The sequence below is a fragment of the Clostridium thailandense genome, assembly GCF_019207025.1.
Taxonomy (GTDB): domain Bacteria; phylum Bacillota; class Clostridia; order Clostridiales; family Clostridiaceae; genus Clostridium_AM; species Clostridium_AM thailandense.
Genome location: NZ_JAEEGC010000072.1, coordinates 47,913 through 67,518, shown reverse-complemented (window position 1 = coordinate 67,518; position 19,606 = coordinate 47,913). Strand labels below are relative to the sequence as shown.

The following is a 19,606-nucleotide window of genomic DNA, read 5'->3' as shown; positions in this document are numbered from 1 at the left end:
TAATCATAATTATATGTGGGAATAGAGTACATATCAACACGTAAATTATGGATAGAAAATGAGGTTTATGGATAAAAAGTTTGTAGTTTTGTGGTATAATTATCATAGTAATTGCCAGATTAGGGGAGGGGAGAACTAATGGAAAAATTAGTATGTGTAGTCTGTGGTATGGAGATTAATGATAAAAATTACAACTTTAATAAAGAGGCATTTTTAAATCCGAATAAAATGGAAAATATAGAATATTGTCCATTTTGCGGTGCTCCAAAACAGTATCTGCAAGTAGATGGAAAAGAATATGATTACGATAGAAGCTCACTAGATGATGAAGCATTAAAAATTATTGATCATGCTGTAAAGTTAGAAATCTTTAATGGAGATTTTTATAAAAAGGCATCAGTACTTGCTAAAAGTGAAGAGATTAAAAAGATATTTGAGGCATTATCAAGAGTTGAATACATGCATGCAAGAATACATAAGAAAATAGGAAACTTTAAAGAAGATCCAGTTTTAAGGAATATGGATTATTCGCAATATAGTAGTGATGATATATTGTTAGAGATGGCTTGCAAAAGGGAAAAACATGCTGTAGAGTATTATGAAAGATATAGTGGTGAAATATCTGACAGTAACATAAGAAAAGTATTTGCCGTATTATCTGATGTAGAAGAAGAGCATATAGAACTTACAGGCAAAAAATAATTATAGAAAATAAAATTAGGAAAATGATTCTTGACCTTGCGGTAGCTAAAAAAGAACTGTGGAAGATAGTAGTGAATTTGTGTAAGGGAGATAACTTGAAAACTTATAAGCTATCTCGTTTACACAATTTTTTATTTATCCAGTTTTACTTTTTGACAAGTGAATACAAATAGTAATAAAGAAGCAATTTCTTTTTCTTCTGCAATTAACATTGCAGCAACTAAACAACCTATCATTGTTAAGCTAGTAATTAAAGATAATGCTAAAGCTATGCTTTTAGGTATTTGATTAGTCATCATTTTTCCATATAGTAGGGCAAACATAATTGGAAAAATGCACATAACTAGAACATTTGGATTTCTAATGAAATCTCTTAGTTCCTTAACAAATAAGGCGTTAACTCTCCTAAATGAAAAATCCATTATAATGACCTACCTGTTAACTTTAAAAATATTTCTTCTAAATTTAGTTCTTTAGAGTGGATGGATAAAAGTTTGTCTGCTTCATCCATGTTATGAGTAGTTAAGAATATAGTAGTACCTTCGCTATTAAGTTCTCTAAGCAGTTTATGAATTTCCTGTGAGGTACCAGGGTCTAAAGAAGAAGTAGGTTCATCTAAAAATAGAAGAGAAGGTTTATTAAGAATTGCTCTTGCTATCATGAGCCTTTGCTTCATACCCTTAGAAAGTCTTTTTACTTTAGTTTTTCTGTCGTCTAAGAGTCCAACTCTTTCTAAAACTTCATTTAATAATGAACTAGGTAGTAAGGTTATGGAAAAGTATAATGAACTAAAGGTTGAATATAAGTAAACTAAGTTTAAGGGTCTGCCGTACTTATCTAAGTAGGGCAGACCCTTAAAACAAATTATCTAGTGTTTTATTACTGTTAAAAGCATTTTGAACCTTTCAACGGCTTCAAGTCCATGCGGAATATTAGAAGGCATTATTACTGTTTCACCTTCTTTAACGATAAAAACATTATCGCCAATAGTAATTTCGGCTGTACCATCCAATATTTGAACCATAGCATCACCAGAAGTTACGTGTGTGCTGATACCTTCTCCTTTATCTAGTGAAAATAGAGTAATATTAGCAGAAGGTATCTGTGCAAGGGTTTTACTTATAACCTGACCATCTTGATATGATATTAATTCTTTCAAATTAAGAACCTTTGAGAAGTCTATGTTTTTAATTAAGTTGTTCATATTCTTACCTCCTTAAATTCTTGGTTATAGTATAATACTATTGACCATAGGAATAAGTAACATATGTTACCAATTAATAAATATTATAGAACTTCTTTAATACTAGCTTAATCCTAGACCTTTTCTCTTCTGAATTATATGAGCTTCTATATTATTTGCTACTTCAACAGGATCATCCCCGAGGGCAATTTTTCCGCCGGTTACATCCTCTGCTTTTTGAGTTAAAAGCTCTACTAGCTGAGGCGCTCCCGTCATAAAAGGAGTAGGGGATAAATGAGTATAAGCTCCATAAGCTAATGCAAATACACCGTCTATAGTTGCTTTTTGTTCCATCCACTCAGGAGCTGTAACAGCAATTGGAAGTTGAGATACATCCACATCCAAATGATCTGCAAGAGCGGTAACAAGCATAGATATTCTTCCTGTATCAGTACAGGTGCCAAAGCTAAGTACTGGAGGGATCTTTAGCATGTTGCATACTTCTTTTAGCCCTTCACCAGCTAATTCGTTAGCTGCTTCTACTGTACAGAGTCCTGCAACTTCAAGGGCATGATTTCCACATCCGCCACTGACTACTAGTATATCTCTTTTTATAAGTTCTTTAGTAAGATTTATTGTTACCCAGTCTTGAGGACCATTTCTTAGGGTAGAACAGTTTGCTAGTGCTACAACTCCCTTAATTTTTCCAGCACTTATTACATCTACTAATGGATCAAGTTTATTGCCAAGAGCACCTAAAACGGCTTCAGTGGAAAAGCCAGCTATAGCCTTTTGAATTTTATTAGGAACCATTGGTTGAATCTTTCTTTCTTTTCTCTTTTTAAAGTTTTCTATACCAAGTTCAATTAACCTATCTGCCATAGCATCGACTTTGGAAGGATCGTAAGGAATTTTTTCGTCAAGTCCTGGCAAATCAATAATAGTACTTACTGATACTAAAGTTATTTGATATTTCTCAGCATACATATCTATAGCAGGAGGTGAACAGTTCTCTTCCATTGCAAACACGTCTACAGTACCAGTTGCTAGTAATGGTTCTATGGTAAGCCAGTTTCCCATATGCCCTACAAATACATCATCCATTTCAAATCTTTGAAGTAATTCCTGACCTGTTTCTATAGAACCTACTATTCTAAGACCTTTAGCTCCAGCAGCTTTAGCTCTTTCTTGAATTTCTTGTGTTCTCGCTTTTAATATGGTGGCAACACCAGGCCAAGGTTGGTGTCCATTAAATACTATATTTATATACTCTGGGTCCATAATGCCTAAATCCATATTAACTTCATGTGGTTTTGGAGTTCCAAACAATATATCTTGAACCATTTCTAGGCCTATTTGACTATTATATATAGTTGCTATGCCAAGTCTAAGAGCTTTCATTGCTAAGGAAACATGACTTCCATCTACGTTTGTAAGACAACTAGCTACACAATTTTGTTCTTCATGTACTGTTCCGCCAGGATATATGTCTAATTTTCTCCAAAGTTCTTTTCTCTTTCTTGGAGCAAAGGCTTCGACCATAATGTTAGTATCTTCTGCACCAATCCTTTGCTGGTCTTCAAGCAGTACAGCCAATTCTATAGCCATATCGTTAATTTCTTGATTTGTATTTATACCTACTTTTTCACACATCCACTTAAGCTTAGCTACGTCTGTAATTTTAAATGGAGTTTTCCCTTCAGCCGTAGCTTTTAATGTTCTGAAGGCCTCATAAGCGTGGTGACTATATGTACCTGCACCCATTATGTTTTTGAGAAGAAAGTTCCTCATTGCCATGGCATCAGCAGCTATCCCGCAAACACCTTTGGTTTGCCCTGTTTTTTCACTTATTCTACATGGCCCATTTGAACATAATTGACAGCTTAAACCCTCAAGGCAAAATTTACACCTGATTTTTTCTTGAAGTGCGTACCTATCAAACGTATTAGACATCCCATCTTCTCTGATTCTTTTAAGCATTTCTTCTACAGAATCATGATAACTTACCCTACCTTCTGACTTTTCCAAAATAGTTTCACTCATGAAATATTCACTCCTTAATTATTGATATTATTATCAATAATAAATTTTCCTAAAATAGGTCTAATTATGTATTTTTTAGATTTTAAAATAAATGTAGAAATTACCACTTATTAAGCAGTGGTAAAATATTAATAATAAAAAAGTAGTACTAATTTTCTATTATTAATATTTTATGTAGGTATAAAGTTATAGGTAATATATTTATTTAGCGTTAAGAATTGGAGATGAAAGCTTTGAAATACATAAAAATTATGTTAATTACTCTCTTTATAGTTCTCTTCTGGTTTTTATTAATAGCGAAAGATAACAATATCAAGGGCGCAAGTAACAAATTAACCGCTGACAGTAGTGACAAAAAGGTAATTTATTTAACCTTTGATGATGGACCTAGCGATATAATTACAGGCAAAATATTAGATGTTTTAAAAGAAAATAACGTGAAGGCAACTTTTTTTCTTATAGGAAACCAAATTAATGGTTTAGAGGATGTGGTTAAAAGAATTCATAAGGAGGACCATAGTATAGGATTACATACCTACACTCATAAATTCAAAAAAGTTTATTCTAATAAGAGTAGTTTTATAAATGAAATGCTACAATGTCGTGATAAAGTAAATGAAGTAACTGGAATTTCACCTAACATAATTAGATTTCCAGGAGGCAGCCGAAAACGACTTAATGAAGAGTATCTTAATGCAATACACAGTTGTAATTTTAAAATATATGATTGGAATGCTGAAACAGTTGATGGTTTAAATCCAAAAGCTTCTCCAAACAAATTATATAGACAGGCGACTAAAAATAGTGGAAAGATATCATCAATTATATTACTTCTTCATTGTGATTACATGCACAAAAATACCTGTAGTGCATTGCCTAGCATAATAAAATACTATAAAGATGAAGGCTATGAGTTTAAAGCAATTACAGAAAATACTCCGGAATTTTATTATCCTATAGGTAAAAAGACTTTTAATTTCTTTGACTTGATTTCTTCATATGTAGAATCAGATTGTTAGAGGTTTTAATAAGAATAATATTAACTGTTCATTTTTTTATGGTATTTTCTATTATGCTTATAACAAACTAAAATTAGTAAAGGAGGCATGAAACTTGAACAAATTTTTTACTTCTATAAAAAAGCTATTGCTAATTATATTTATCTTTCTATTTAATTTTATATGTTTAAACTGTAATGTCTATGCGCATACTTGTTCTCAGCGTGTTGATCAGAATGAATTAAGGTCAGAAGTTGAGAGAATATACAATGAACGCTCAAAAGCACTTGTTTCTGGCGATATAACATCGCTAAATGCACTTTTTGATACTTCAAAAAAATATGGTAAATGGGCATTAGAACATGAGATTAAACGCGTAAAATACCTTAATGATTGGTCAAAGCAAAGAAATATAAAGTTTGATAAAATACAATCTGAAGTGAGAATAAAGAAGGTTTATCCTAAAGGGGATATAATGAAAATGGCTTTGGAAGAATCATATAAGTTCGACTATTTTTATGATAAGGAGGATAATCCTCAAGTTAACTCTTTTGGAGTTGGAATAAGACACACTACAAGTCTGATTAAAAAAGATGAAAAATGGGTTATTTATAATGATTGGTATACAGACTGCTTTGAAGATGCCTTAAATGATTATGTCGCTGATGTTTCTAATTTTCAAGTAACAGATTTTTTTACTAATAATATAAATAAAACGTATCAAATAACAAATTCGCATAAACGATTTTATGATAGGGAAAAGGCAATAGCTTATGCTGATAAGTACTGTGGAGCTGCTTGGGGTAGTGGTAATAATTTTAAATATAATAAGAAATATAGAGATTACAATGGTATAGGTGGAGATTGTACTAATTATGCATCTCAAGTATTGGGAGATAAGGAAGGTGGAGGTATGCCTATTAAGGGTGCTTGGACTCCAGGAAGTAATGCTTGGGCAAATGCGGATGGTTTAAAAAATTATATAGTGGGAAGCGGAAGAGGAAGTGTAATTAGTGTTGGTAAGTTTAAAGATTTGACAAAGCCTTCAGAAAGATTTCCTAATGGGGTAATTGAAAAATTGCAATTGGGAGATTTAGTTGCTTATGAGAAAGGCAGGGGAAACATAGACCACTTTGCAATAGTAACAGGTTTTGATTCACATGGTTATCCACTGGTAAACTCTCATACTACAGATAGATATCATGTACCTTGGGATTTGGGATGGGGGGATGATAAAATTAGATTTTTTCTTATACACATAAATGGATAGAGTTAGTATAAGTTAATAGTAAGTCAACCTAAATAAAAGGTACAATGTGAGTAAAAGTACTATAAAGTGAACATAGATATTTATTTCTGAAAATTCTTAAAAAATAATTGCTTAAAATGAAAAATTGAGGTGAAAAAGTGTTACAATGTATTAAATGGAATATTTAGAATAAACACAATTAATATATCATCAGTTGTAATATGCGTCAGGACTAATAGGAATGAGCCTTTGTCTTATTATTGTAAAAAATATTTATATTTGTAGGTAATGTGAATAAAAGTAAAACAATTGTGTAAAATTTAAATGAAATAGTAACTATATATGTACATAATAAAATAAATTTTATAAATAATAAGGAAAGTTTAATGGTAAAGAAATCTAGAATGAGAGAAGTTCTTTACCAGTAGGAGGTTAGATGGTAACAAAAAGTAAAAACAAATTAAAGATAATTCCATTAGGTGGACTAGGAGAGATTGGGAAAAACATTACGGCTATAGAATATGATGATGAAATAATTGCTATTGATTGTGGATTAGGATTTCCAGATGAAGAAATGTATGGAATTGACTTGGTTATACCTGATATAACATATTTGTTGAACAATAGGGAAAAGGTAAAATGTTTTGTATTGACTCATGGACACGAAGACCATATAGGTGCTCTTCCATATATTTTAAAACAGTTAAACGTACCAGTGTATGGTACAAAATTGACTTTGGAATTAGTAAAAAGTAAATTAGAGGAACATAACATACTTTCTAATTGTACACTTTCTGAAGTAAAACCAGATGAAGAGATTAAAACTGAAAAATTTAGTATTGAATTCATAAGAACTTGTCATAGTATTGCAGATGCTTGTGCATTAGCCATACGTACTCCAGAAGGTGTTATAATTCACACTGGAGATTTTAAGGTGGATTATACTCCTATAGACGGAGAAATGATAAATCTTCAACGTTTTGCAAAGTTGGGAACTCAAAAAGTATTATTATTAATGGCAGATAGTACAAATGTTGAGCGTTCAGGTTATACAGTTTCAGAAAGAGTAATAGGTGAAAATTTAACAAGGCTTTTTTCAGTAGCAAAGGGTAGAGTAATTGTGGCCACATTTGCTTCAAACATTAATAGAATTCAGCAAATTATTAATTCATCATTGTTTCATGGAAGAAAAGTTGCATTTAGTGGAAGAAGCATGGAGAAAATCTCAAACATTGCCATAGAACTTGGATATTTACAATTGCCTGAGGACCAGCTTATAAGTATAGATGATATTAATAGGTATCCTTCCAATAAAATAACTATTATAACTACGGGCAGTCAAGGAGAGCCAATGGCAGCACTTTCAAGAATTGCATATTCAAATCATAAAAAAATTACTATCGAAAGAGGGGATTTGGTGATTATTTCTGCATCTCCAATTCCTGGGAATGAAAAACTTATATCCAGACTTATAGATGAGCTTTTTAAAAAGGGAGCAGAGGTAATTTATAATTCTTTAGAGGAAGTCCATGTTTCAGGGCATGCTTGTCAAGAAGAGTTAAAGCTCATGCATACGTTAATCAAGCCTAAGTTTTTCATGCCTGTTCATGGTGAATATAGACATTTGAGACAACATGCTTTATTAGCTGAAAATCTTGGGATGGACTCACAAAATATATTTATTCTTGAGACTGGTCAAGTGTTAGAACTAAGCAAAAATAGCGCCAATAAGTCGGGAAGAGTTAGTTCAGGATCAATTATGATAGATGGTTTTGGAATTGGTGATGTTGGAAACATAGTACTTAGAGATAGAAAACACTTATCACAAGATGGTATATTGACTGTAGTAGTAACAATAGACAAAGCATCTTTTAGTGTACTTTCAGGGCCTGATATTATCACAAGGGGATTTGTTTATGTAAAAGAATCTGGTGATCTACTGAATGAGGCAACAGAAATAGTAAAAATAGAAATAGACAAATGTATGGAGAAAAAAATTAAAGAATGGTTAGTAATAAAATCTAACATAAAGTATTCTTTAGGAGAGTTTTTATACAATAAGACAAAAAGGAGACCTATTATTTTACCGATAATCATGGAAATATAGATTGATATATATAAAGTCATTCATTAGAGTAAGAAAATACTTACTAATGAATGGCTTTTTTATATTGATTTATCAGATAAACATATAAATTAAATGGCTTAAGAGGTAATAATAATCTAAGTATGTGAAAAGCTATTAGCGTATAGATATAAAGGAGGAGTATTTTATGAAAGTTACAAATAAAGAAGAGCTTCTTCAAAAAATCAAAGAAGTTAGAGAAGCTCAAAAAACTTTTTCTACATATTCTCAAGAGGCTGTAGATGAGATTTTTAGGCAAGCGGCTATAGCTGCCAATAATGCACGTGTGCATCTTGCTAAAATGGCTACAGAGGAGACAGGAATGGGTATTGTAGAGGATAAAGTTATTAAAAATCATTTTGCTGCTGAGTATATTTATAATAAATATAAAGATGAAAAGACCTGTGGAATAATTGAAAAAGATCCTTCCTTTGGAATTATTAAGATAGCTGAGCCTTTTGGAGTGGTTGCTGCGGTTATACCAACAACTAATCCAACATCGACAGCGATTTTTAAATCTTTAATTGCATTAAAAACTCGTAATGGAATAATTTTTGCTCCACACCCTAGAGCAAAGAAAAGCACTATAGAAGCAGCAAGGATTATATTCAATGCGGCTGTTAAAGCAGGGGCACCAGCAGGAATAATTGGATGGGTTGATGAACCCAGTGTAGAGCTTACTCAATTGCTTATGCGAGAATCAGACATAGTTCTTGCTACTGGTGGACCTGGTATGGTTAAGGCTGCCTATTCTTCTGGAAAACCAGCTATAGGCGTAGGATCAGGAAATACACCAGCAGTTATTGATGAAACCGCTCATATTAAAATGGCCGTAAGTTCAATCATACTTTCAAAAACTTTTGATAACGGAGTTATATGCGCATCAGAGCAAGCTGCAATAGTAGTAGATAAGGTTTATGATGAAGTGCGAACAGAATTTGAAGAAAGAGGAGCCTATTTTCTCAAGGAAGAAGAAAAAAATATGGTGAGAAAAACTATAGTAAAGGAGGATGGAACTCTTAATTCAGATATAGTAGGCCAAGATGCAAGAAAAATTGCTGAAATGGCTGGAATACAAGTACCAGATTCCATAAAACTGCTTATTGGTGAAGTAGAATCTGTAGAATTTGAAGAACCTTTTTCTCACGAAAAATTATCTCCAGTATTGGCAATGTACAGAGTAAAGGATTTTACGGAAGCCCTGCGTAAAGCAGCAAGACTGGTCGAACTTGGTGGCTTTGGGCATACATCAGTACTGTATACAGATCAAACCAAATGTAAAGATAGAATTGAAAAATTTGGGGAAGTTATGAAAACGGGAAGAACTATAGTTAACATGCCTTCCTCTCAAGGTGCCATAGGTGATATATATAATTTTAGACTTGCACCATCTTTAACATTAGGCTGTGGTTCTTGGGGAGGAAACTCAGTATCCGAGAATGTAGGGGTAAAGCATCTGATAAACATAAAACATGTAGCAGAGAGAAGGGAGAATATGCTGTGGTTCAGAGTGCCTGAAAAGATTTACTTTAAGTATGGATGTATGGGAGTTGCGCTTGAAGAATTAAGAGATATGAATAAGAAGAGAGCCTTTATAGTTACAGATAAAGTTTTATATGATCTGGGGATCGTAAATCATGTAATAAACATTCTTGAACATACAGGTATAGATTGCAGAGTATTTTCAGATGTAGAACCAGATCCAACCTTAGCAACTGCATGGAAAGGCACTGATGAAATGAACAGCTTTAACCCTGATGTCATAATAGCATTAGGCGGAGGTTCACCAATGGATGCAGCTAAAATCATGTGGGTACTTTATGAGCATCCCGATGTAAGATTTGAGGATCTTGCTATGAGATTTATGGATATAAGAAAAAGAGTATACAGATTTCCGGATTTAGGTAGAAAAGCTATGATGGTTGCTATTCCAACTTCTGCCGGAACAGGATCTGAGGTAACCCCTTTTGCAGTAATTACAGATGAAAAGACTGGTGTGAAATATCCTTTAGCAGACTATGAGCTAACTCCAGGTATGGCTATAATTGACACAGAACTTATGATGAATATGCCAAAAGGACTTACTGCTGCATCAGGTATAGATGCACTTACTCATGCTATTGAGGCTATGGTATCTGTATTGGCTTCAGAGTATACAAATGGTTTGGCTTTAGAAGCTATTCGGCTTATATTTAAATATTTGCCTTTATCTTATGAAGAAGGTGAAAATAATGTAAAAGCAAGAGAAAAAATGGCACATGCAGCCACTATGGCAGGGATGGCCTTTGCTAACGCTTTCCTTGGAGTATGTCATTCAATGGCTCATAAGCTAGGTGCTATGCATCATATACCTCATGGCATAGCGAATGCGCTGCTTATCAATGAAACCATTAAATTTAATGCAGTTGATAATCCAAGAAAACAAACAGCATTTCCTCAGTATAAGTATCCTAATGTAAGGTGGAGATACTCAAGAATTGCTGATTACTTGAATTTAGGCGGAAATACTGAAGATGAAAAAATACAACTTTTGATAAGCGCAATAGACGAATTGAAGACTAAAATCAATATACCAAAAACTATAGAAGAAGCAGGGGTAACAAGTCAGCATTTTTATGAAACTTTAGATGTTATGAGTGAGCAGGCTTTTGATGATCAATGTACTGGCGCAAATCCAAGATACCCTCTAATTGGTGAGATAAAACAAATGTATATAAATGCTTTTGAGGGAAATATAAATAGCAAATAAGTTTTGTTAGAATAAACTTTTATATAAATTTGTATTTTTAATTATGGCCCATCAGATGAGAAAAATTCTGTTGGGCTTTTTATAATATATATTCCTTCGTAAAAATTGTAGAAAAATTTAATATATAGGGAAGAAAAGTTAAAAATCTACTTATCATTATTTGTGGAATTTGTTGATGCATTTGTTTTTATGATATAATAATTACTATGTATCAATATAATGTATTTGTTGGATATGTATGTAAAAGTATCTAGGCTTTAAAATAAGGAGGATTTGCTTATGTTAGAACTAAAAAATCTATCACTAGAAGTAGAAAGTGATAATAAAAAAATTAACATTCTACAAAATATAAACTTAAAACTTGAAAAAAATAAATTATATGCAATTACTGGTCCAAATGGTGGTGGTAAGTCATCTCTAGCAAAAACAATAATGGGAATATATAAAGCTACTTCAGGAACTATTTTATTAGATGGAGAAGATATCACAAATTTAGATATAACTGAAAGAGCCAGGCAGGGTATAGGTTTTGCATTTCAGCAACCAGCAAGGTTTAAAGGAATAAAAGTAAATGAGCTCTTAAGTCTAGCTGCAGAAGACGAAGGAGTGAATATATGCAATTTGCTTCTGGATGTAGGTCTTTGTGCTCAAGATTACATAGATAGAGATGTAGATTCAAGTTTATCTGGTGGAGAACTCAAGAGAATAGAAATAGCAACTATACTTGCAAAAAATCTCAAAGTTGCTTTATTTGATGAACCAGAAGCAGGGATAGATCTATGGAGCTTTAAAAAATTAGTTGAGACTTTTGAAAATATGAATAGAAACAAGGAAACAACTATAATTATAATATCCCATCAGGAGAGAATTCTAAATTTAGCTGATGAGGTTATTGTGTTATCAGATGGGAAAGTTAAGGAAATAACCTCTAAAGAAAATATTCTTGCTCAAATAATAAAGAATGACGGCTGTAACTGCGGTGAAACTTGTGGAAAGGGAGGTACTTTTTAGATGTTGGATTCATTAGATAAAGATATGTTAGATGAGTTGGCGGGACTTCATAAATTGCCAGTGGGTGCCTATAATATAAGAAAAAATGGGGAAAAGGTTGCAAGAAATACTACAGCCAATATAGACATAGTAACGAAGCAAGATAAGCCTGGAATGGACATAATAGTTAAGCCTGGAACAATAGGAGAGAGTGTGCATATACCGGTAATCTTAACAACAGAAGGCTTAAATGATTTGGTATACAATAGCTTCGATATTGGAGAAGGGTCAGATGTGCTTATAGTAGCAGGTTGCGGTATACATAATCCTGGTGACAAAAAATCTCAACATGATGGAGTCCATGAATTCCTAGTTAGAAAGGGTGCTCGCATAAAATATGTAGAAAAACACTTTGGAGAAGGTAATGGTAATGGTGAAAAAGTGTTGAACCCTAAAACAATCATAGAGGTTGAAGAAGGAGGATATGCAGAACTAGAACTTGTGCAAATAAAAGGAGTAGATAGTACTAAAAGAGATACAGAAATAAAACTTCATAAAAATGCTAGAGTGGTAGTAGTAGAAAGAATGCTTACATATAAAAACCAAGACGCAGAGTCAAGAATAAATGTAGAGATGGTAGGAGTAGATTCTTCAGCACAAATAATTTCTCGTTCTGTGGCTCGAGATGAGTCAAAACAAATCTTTTATTTAAATATGTCTGGGCATGAAAAATGTAGAGGTCATATACAATGTGACTCCATAATAATGGATAAGGCTAGGGTAGAAGCTATACCGAAAATATCAGCTTTTCACTCTGATTCACAGCTTATACATGAAGCAGCTATAGGGAAAATTGCCAATGAACAGCTTATAAAGCTTATGTCTTTAGGACTTTCAGAAAAAGAAGCAGAAGATACTATATTAAAAGGATTTCTTAAATAAGGAGAAGTGAATTTAAAAGAGGCTGTTGCACCAGATATAGATAACCATAACCGACACTTAACTTATCCTCCGGGAGATGTTGCCAAACTTCAGCACTACAAAAATTTTTAATTATTCTAGAGCTCAGTATTTTGAAAATCTAAGAAGCTCTTATAAACTCGTACCTCAAACATATAAAAGCCTCTAAGATTTTCTAAAATACTTCGCTAAGAATAATAAAAAAATTTTTATATGTGTCTTACGTTTGGGCAACATCTCCCTGCGTATAAGTTAAATGCTGATGTGGTTAGCAAGTGTGACCAGCCCCTTTTAAAGCTATTATCTAAACTGTACTTCCTTTTAATGAACTAAATTTATTATTCGAATCTAACTTTTTCACTATTTTCTCATAAACCAATAAAGCATTTAAAAGGAGCAATGCACTTGTAGTAAAGAATACATACTTTATGCCTAAATGAGAAGCTATTTGTCCACCAAGCAAAGATCCACAAAAGGTTCCAAAATAAAAGGCGCCGATGTTAAAGCCAAATATTCTTCCAGTAATAGATTCTGGGGTTATTTTTTTTACTAAAGTATTTATTGATGGAGCTAGTCCTGCGGTTGCAAAGCCTAATAGAAAACGTAATACTATAAGCTGCTGTGCAGTCCTTACAAAAACTTGCAGTATAAATATTAATCCCGCTGAAATAAGAGCCACAAGCATAACTTTTTGAGGCCCAATTTTGTCAGAGAGTTTCCCTAAGTTTGGAGCTGCAATAATGCTGGCAAGTCCAGAGGCAGAAAAGGCCATTCCGGAGATTAAAGCAATATGAGCGGAACTACGGGATAACTGACTTATATACACAGTTATTATAGGCTCTATAGAATAATAAGCTAGCTGCAGCATAAAAGAAGTAACAAATAAAATAAGAGTTAGCTTAGGATAAGGTAATAGATTCCATATATCCTTTGTACTTAATACTTTTTCATCGGAAGCAACAAAATCTTCTTTTATGAAAAGTAGGGTTGTAAAAAATACAAGCAGCATAAGTCCTCCAGTTAGGAAAAATGTGAACTGTAAGCCTAAGAGTTCATCAAGGTATCCGCCAATTAGGGGCCCCAGTAATGAACCAGCAATAGTTGCTGTAGATAACATACCTAATGCCCAACCAGAGTTTTTCTTTTCGGTTTGGGTTGCTATGAGTGTTGTACAAGCTGTGCTGTAGCCTGTGATAACTCCTTGAAGTATTCTTAAAGCAATAAGCTGATATACATTATGTGCAAGACCCATACATGAAATTACAATAGCCATTCCAATACTTGCACGTAAAAGCATAGGTTTTCGTCCAACCTTATCTGCTGCATATCCCCAAATTGGTGAGAATATTCCTGAAACTATAAAGGTGATACCAAAAGCAATTCCGGATATCTCTTCAACAAGGAAGATGTTATGAACACCAAGTTGCCTTATATAAAGAGGCATTATTGGTGCTATTTGACTCATACCTATAAGGGTCATAAATGAGCCAAACCAACAAACAATTAAATTTCTTTTCCAAATTTCCAATATTGTCAACCTTCTTTCGCACTTAACAATTATATCCTAATTATAAAGCTAAAGAGGGCTTGATTACATGTAGTATTTTAATATCCATGGATATTTTTGCTGTAAAATTCTTTTGGGCTCATTCCTTTAACTTTTTTAAATAATCTACTGAAGTAAAATTCATCTTTAAAGCCTAGAGATTCGGAGATATCTTTTATTTTTTTATCCCCTAAAATAATAAGCTCCTCAGCCTTATCTATTTTCATCTTGTTAAAGAATTCAATTACTGAATAACCAGTAGTATCTTTAAACGTTCTTGAAAGATAGCTAGGTGAAAGAGAAATAAGCTCTGATAATTCAGTTAAAGTAATAGTTTTATTTATATTTTCTCCTAAATATTTTATGACCTTTTCTACTTTAAGAGTTGTTGAGTAATTTGTGTTTTGCCTTTTTAAGTTATCAAAGATTTCAAATAAGAGCTCTTGCAATATTGTTTTACAAAGGAATTCGTAGGCAGGCAGCTTTGAACTCCAGGTTTCAACTAATTTTTTAAAAATGTGAAGAATAGGATAATAATTTTTAAATTCATACATTGGTTGAAATTCAAATGAGTTATCTTCAGTAGTTAAATTCCACATGTTATCACAAAAATCTACATGTACAAAACTAAAATGAACAGATAAAAACTTAAGTGGATCATTTAGATCTGGTTCTATGCAGTGCAAAACATTAGGCCTAAAGTAAAAAAGCATACCTTGCTTTACAAAGTAATCCTTGTTTTCATTGAATATATAACCTTTGCCTCCTATTACAAGTAGGAGCTCATAATGTTCTATTTTTCTAGTAATTTTTTTCTTATATTTCCAGTCTTCATAACTTTCTCTATGATTACAATAATGAATATGAAAATAGAGATTATTTTTATTCATACTTTCTCCTATCTTATAACTATAATTTATTATTAAGCATAGTATATTTTACATAATTTGATAATGTCAAGATTACTTTGAGCTATTTGCATAAAAAGACGTACCCATGCTAAAATAGATTAGAATAAAATGTTGGTAGAATATGCTGTAGATGTATAGGCTTACTAAGGAGTGGTGAAATTGAAAAAAAGGAGTTTAGGTTACATATATGTAGGAGCATCTGCTTTTTTCTTTGCTTTGATAGCCATAATAGGAAAAAGTGCTTTTAATACGGGGATGAAGGTTTATGATCTTATGATTATGCAGAATGCGGTAAGTGCAATAATAATGTTCATATATTTATGGATTAAGGATAAAAAATCAATTATAATCAGTAGAAATCAACTTAAAAGGGTAATTCTCCAAGGAGTTTTTGGCAGTACAGCAACTACATTATTTTTCTACTTGGCTCTTGAAAAGATAAACGCAGGTATTGCATCAATGCTTATTTTTACACATCCAGTTTTTGTTACATTATTTTTTGTCATAACAGGTATACGTAAAATCACAATGGTAAATAATTTAGCACTGATACTTGCAGTAGTAGGTAGTAGTATGGTAATAAATTTCTTAAATTTAAATGTTACTCAAATATCTTCTATAGGTCTTATGTATGGAGTTATATGCAGTATTTGTTATGCTTTTTTTAATGTATTTGCTGATTTAAAGTTGAAAGATGTAAAATCAGAAGTTTTGGCAATGTATACCTCAGTTATCATGTTTGTAGTATCTTTTATTCTTAATCCGGGCTTTTTTAGATCTAATATAACATTAAGTCCACAGATAATGTTTTACGTTTTTGAGCTTGCAGTTGTTTCGGGAATTTTGCCAGTAATTTTTTTGTACAAGGGTATTGCATTGGTGGGTTCTGAAAAATCAACAATAATAGCGACATCAGAACTTCCAATAACATTAATTTTAGCCTTTTTTGTTCTTAGGGAGACTATGGTACTCACGCAAATTATAGGTGTAGCATTTATTATTGGAGCGGTGTTTGTATTGCAAAACGAGGCGATTATATTGGAAAAACTAAAGAAGATTTGAAATTGAATTTTATAGTTTTTACTTTGTTTATATAAACAAAGGATAGTATAATTAAATTAGTCATTTAATTTTAAAAAATGCTCAGAAGGGGAAATATTTTATGGATACAATAACTATACTAAAATCACAAGCTGAATTATTAAAAAAACTGAACCCATTAGATTGTGCGGTAATGATAGTTAATATTGATGGAATTATTTTACAATATATCAAGGGAGAAAAGTTTGATTTAAATACTGCTATAAATTCTAAAGTTTCGGAATCAGGGGCCCTTGTTAAGTGCCTTAGAACAGGTAAGAAGGTGACTACAAATTTACCAGAAGAACTTTATGGAATTTCAATAAAAGTAATTGCAATGCCTATTTTTGAAAATAATAAATTAGTTGGTGCCGTAGCAACTTGTACTACTTTAAAAGCACAGGAAACCTTACAAAACGTTTCTCAAAATATTGCAGCAACATCTGAAGAAATAACAGCAACCTCCGAAGAAGTAGCATCTTCAGCAATATCATTATCTGAGAATCTAGTAAACTTAAAAGATAAGGTTCAAGATGTAGTAAATGAAATAAAAGGAACAGACGAAATATTGAATTTTATTAATTCAATATCATCAAATACTAATTTATTAGGACTTAATGCTGCTATAGAAGCAGCACGAGCTGGAGAACACGGAAGGGGATTTACTGTTGTAGCAAATGAGATTCGTAAAATGGCGGATAACAGTTCAAACTCAATTAAGGACATTAAAGATATTTTGAATAGAATTCAGGAAAAGTCATCAGCTATATTAAGAGTAATTAATGAAACTTCAATCCTTGGAGAACAACAATCTATTTCAACTAAGGAAATAGCGTCAGCAATTCAAGGACTTACTTCTTCAGCTATGAATTTGGAGGAGATATCTAAAATTATTTAGCAATAATCAAGAAAAAGGAAGGTAAGAGCTATGTGCATCGCTATAAGTCTAAAATGCCTGTTGTCATCGGAGTTGGCACTATTAATGGAGGTGCTAAAAATAACATTATAGTCGAAAATTAAGTTACAATATAGTTTATTATGAGCTTATATTAAGAATTTTAAAACAAGCTTACCAAAAAGGCAGGCTTGTTTATTATAATTATTTAAGAAATACTTTATTGGATATTTGAGGATTTATTATAAAAAACACTGGCATTATCAATTTAGAAAAAATAATTGCAATGGAAATATGAACATAAGTATGATATAATTTCCTTTAATTAAATTGAAATAGTAGATAAATGCGAATGTACATTGCATAGGGATATTTTCAATACAGATGATATTATGAAGTGAAGAGGGATATATTATGTTTAATTTTGAAGAAAGGTTAAAAAAGTTATTTTTTAATTGTGCAAATTTGTTACTTGTATGCACACAAAGTGGCTTTATTGGCGTGAAAAATAAATTTGAAGAATATAGTTCAAATGATGTCATCTATGACTATCTAAAAATAGGCGTACAAGCTATAGTAGATGGAAAGCCACCTGAGTTATTATCTATGATTATGCGATGTGAAGAAATGAAATGGATTAGAGATACAAATAAAACTTCTGATGATTTAACATTGATTATAATAATACAACAAATATTACATTACATGCATGTCGGTGACATTGACGGTTTTTTAAATTTAGTACATGAATATTATCCAAGAGAAGAGTATTCTGAAATTTATTACTTATTTTCAGATAAAGATACAACTATAAAATAAAGCTATTTATAATGGGATTCTACTATTATTTATAGTGGTATAATTTGGAATAACAAACGCTGTATTACCAAATTAGTATGAGGAATTTTCTAAGGGGTTGGTGCATTTAAAAAGAATTATGCTAGGAAATAAAATTATACGCAGAGAGGTTTTGGAAGCTTGGCGACTTCTCTCTGAGCATAATTCTACTTTCGGTCGTGTTTTTCTAAATGTAACAGCCCTTAAAAATTATTGAAATAAAGGTTTATTTTCTAACATGCATATGCAGTTCATAGAGAAGCTAGAAATGTCTCGTATGTGTCTTCAAAGGAGTCGTATGGGTAAGGATTTCCACCATTTGTGCTTTTGCATTGGTTGTCACTATATTCTTGTCCAGCTGAGAAAAGCTCACCAACAGTTATAGAATGTCCAGCATCGCAAGCTACTTTGCAAAAGGCATCCATAGGATCATCTGCGGAACGGGTTGCAAGTAACTTCTTTTTTAACAAAGGGTCTTTTTTTGCATCAGAATAGAGTAATTCCAATTCGGTAATTATATTGTTCATGATAACAGCTCCTTATTTTAAATTAATAATATTATTATAGCACTATAGTAGAATTTAAGTTAATAGGTGGTAACATATTATTCTGTTACAGTAAGTAAGGAACAAATAACAGTTACTGTTCATTTTTTTGGTTATAGGAATTTTTTATAAGGAAGAATTGTGTGAAAAATAATGGAGGGATGAATTTGAAACTTGAATTAATCATTACTTAAATGATTACTTATTAAATTTTGGTGGACATATTGAATATGGTATCCGGCCATCAGAACGAAAGAAAGGATATGCATCAATAATGTTAGCTATGGCTTTACCTATAGCTAAAAAATTGGAAATTAATAAAGTTTTAATTACCTGCGATAAAAGAAATCTAGATTCTGTTAAAACAATTATAAAGAATGGTGGAGTTTTAGAAAATGAGGTTATAGAAGATGGAGAAATAGTTCAGAGATATTGGGTACAGCTTTAAGTTGATAATCCAAAAATAATTATTTTGAATAATTTTTACAAAAAGTTGATAAAATACACAATAGAGTAATAAAATTGTCACATTACTGTAACAATTCGGATATATAATAAGTGTACTAAGGCATTAAGCCTTAGATAAAATAAAGAAATATAATAAGTCCCCCTTATTATATTATAGATTATAGACATATTAAAAAGGATAAGTACTGCTAAAACAGCTGGTACTTATTTTTTTATTACATAATTACGTTTCATATAAAAACACAGTATGATAAGAATTATGAAGTGAAAATTTAAAAAAGTACCCTCCGCTTTTGATGGGTACTTTGCACTAATTGGAATTTTT

At 31.9% G+C, this 19,606-nt stretch carries 17 protein-coding genes and 1 pseudogene; 11 read left to right on the top strand and 7 right to left on the bottom strand.

Annotation, left to right across the window (positions count from 1 at the left end):
* Positions 1-138: 138 nt before the first annotated feature.
* Complete coding sequence (locus I6U48_RS15475) at positions 139-702, top strand: ferritin family protein (RefSeq protein ID WP_218321370.1); 564 nt, start codon at positions 139-141, stop codon at positions 700-702.
* 131 nt (positions 703-833) lie between these two features.
* Here I6U48_RS15475 and I6U48_RS15470 read toward each other — a convergent pair whose 3' ends face one another.
* From I6U48_RS15470 to cooS, 4 genes and pseudogenes are all read right to left on the bottom strand, one after another.
* The gene (locus tag I6U48_RS15470) at positions 834-1,124 is read right to left on the bottom strand and encodes an aminoacyltransferase (protein ID WP_218321369.1); all 291 of its coding nucleotides are present in this window, start codon (positions 1,122-1,124) and stop codon (positions 834-836) included.
* Positions 1,124-1,486 (bottom strand): annotated as a pseudogene (locus I6U48_RS15465) (ATP-binding cassette domain-containing protein); the annotation flags it as partial. The pseudogene I6U48_RS15465 and the gene I6U48_RS15470, both read right to left, overlap by 1 nt.
* Before the next feature lie 84 nt (positions 1,487-1,570).
* Positions 1,571-1,906 carry a cupin domain-containing protein gene (locus tag I6U48_RS15460; protein ID WP_218321368.1) on the bottom strand — a complete coding sequence of 112 codons (336 nt, stop codon included), beginning with the start codon at positions 1,904-1,906 and terminating at the stop codon, positions 1,571-1,573.
* A gap of 102 nt (positions 1,907-2,008) precedes the next feature.
* The gene (gene cooS, locus I6U48_RS15455) at positions 2,009-3,928 is read right to left on the bottom strand and encodes an anaerobic carbon-monoxide dehydrogenase catalytic subunit (protein WP_218321367.1); all 1,920 of its coding nucleotides are present in this window, start codon (positions 3,926-3,928) and stop codon (positions 2,009-2,011) included.
* Positions 3,929-4,152: 224 nt separating this feature from the next.
* Between cooS and I6U48_RS15450 the strand changes: the two genes are divergently transcribed.
* The 6 genes from I6U48_RS15450 to I6U48_RS15425 all read left to right on the top strand — a co-directional run bounded on the left by I6U48_RS15450 (position 4,153) and on the right by I6U48_RS15425 (position 12,981).
* Positions 4,153-4,947 (top strand): polysaccharide deacetylase family protein, encoded by a 795-nt coding sequence (locus I6U48_RS15450; protein WP_218321366.1) that lies wholly within the window; start codon positions 4,153-4,155, stop codon positions 4,945-4,947.
* 94 nt (positions 4,948-5,041) lie between these two features.
* The gene (locus tag I6U48_RS15445; protein WP_218321365.1) at positions 5,042-6,196 is read left to right on the top strand and encodes an amidase domain-containing protein; all 1,155 of its coding nucleotides are present in this window, start codon (positions 5,042-5,044) and stop codon (positions 6,194-6,196) included.
* 415 nt (positions 6,197-6,611) lie between these two features.
* On the top strand, positions 6,612-8,282 hold the full coding sequence (locus I6U48_RS15440; RefSeq protein ID WP_218321364.1) for a ribonuclease J: 1,671 nt from the start codon (positions 6,612-6,614) through the stop codon (positions 8,280-8,282).
* Between the two features lie 166 nt (positions 8,283-8,448).
* Complete coding sequence (gene adhE, locus I6U48_RS15435; RefSeq protein ID WP_218321363.1) at positions 8,449-11,049, top strand: bifunctional acetaldehyde-CoA/alcohol dehydrogenase; 2,601 nt, start codon at positions 8,449-8,451, stop codon at positions 11,047-11,049.
* 279 nt (positions 11,050-11,328) lie between these two features.
* The gene (locus tag I6U48_RS15430; RefSeq protein ID WP_218321362.1) at positions 11,329-12,060 is read left to right on the top strand and encodes an ABC transporter ATP-binding protein; all 732 of its coding nucleotides are present in this window, start codon (positions 11,329-11,331) and stop codon (positions 12,058-12,060) included.
* A complete protein-coding gene (locus tag I6U48_RS15425; RefSeq protein WP_218321361.1) occupies positions 12,061-12,981 on the top strand; it encodes a SufB/SufD family protein in 921 nt (306 codons plus the stop codon).
* Positions 12,982-13,303: 322 nt separating this feature from the next.
* Here I6U48_RS15425 and I6U48_RS15420 read toward each other — a convergent pair whose 3' ends face one another.
* Positions 13,304-14,527, bottom strand: coding sequence for a multidrug efflux MFS transporter (locus I6U48_RS15420; RefSeq protein WP_218321360.1), 1,224 nt, complete (start codon positions 14,525-14,527; stop codon positions 13,304-13,306).
* 77 nt (positions 14,528-14,604) lie between these two features.
* Complete coding sequence (locus I6U48_RS15415; RefSeq protein ID WP_218321359.1) at positions 14,605-15,435, bottom strand: AraC family transcriptional regulator; 831 nt, start codon at positions 15,433-15,435, stop codon at positions 14,605-14,607.
* A 180-nt stretch (positions 15,436-15,615) separates the two neighbouring features.
* On the opposite strand from I6U48_RS15415, the gene I6U48_RS15410 reads away from it, so the two are divergent.
* The 3 genes from I6U48_RS15410 (at position 15,616) to I6U48_RS15400 (ending at position 18,250) form a co-directional block, all read left to right on the top strand.
* Positions 15,616-16,518: a DMT family transporter gene (locus I6U48_RS15410; RefSeq protein ID WP_218321358.1), complete on the top strand. Its 903-nt coding sequence runs from the start codon at positions 15,616-15,618 to the stop codon at positions 16,516-16,518.
* A 100-nt stretch (positions 16,519-16,618) separates the two neighbouring features.
* On the top strand, positions 16,619-17,434 hold the full coding sequence (locus tag I6U48_RS15405; protein WP_218321357.1) for a methyl-accepting chemotaxis protein: 816 nt from the start codon (positions 16,619-16,621) through the stop codon (positions 17,432-17,434).
* A gap of 411 nt (positions 17,435-17,845) precedes the next feature.
* Entirely contained in the window at positions 17,846-18,250 is a 405-nt protein-coding gene (locus I6U48_RS15400) for a hypothetical protein (RefSeq protein ID WP_218321356.1), read from the top strand.
* Between the two features lie 269 nt (positions 18,251-18,519).
* Here the strand turns inward: I6U48_RS15400 and I6U48_RS15395 are convergent, their stop codons facing one another.
* A complete protein-coding gene (locus I6U48_RS15395) occupies positions 18,520-18,795 on the bottom strand; it encodes a hypothetical protein (RefSeq protein WP_218321355.1) in 276 nt (91 codons plus the stop codon).
* A 196-nt stretch (positions 18,796-18,991) separates the two neighbouring features.
* Here I6U48_RS15395 and I6U48_RS15390 point away from each other — a divergent pair, with 196 nt between their 5' ends.
* Complete coding sequence (locus I6U48_RS15390) at positions 18,992-19,261, top strand: GNAT family N-acetyltransferase (protein WP_218321389.1); 270 nt, start codon at positions 18,992-18,994, stop codon at positions 19,259-19,261.
* Positions 19,262-19,606: the final 345 nt, after the last annotated feature.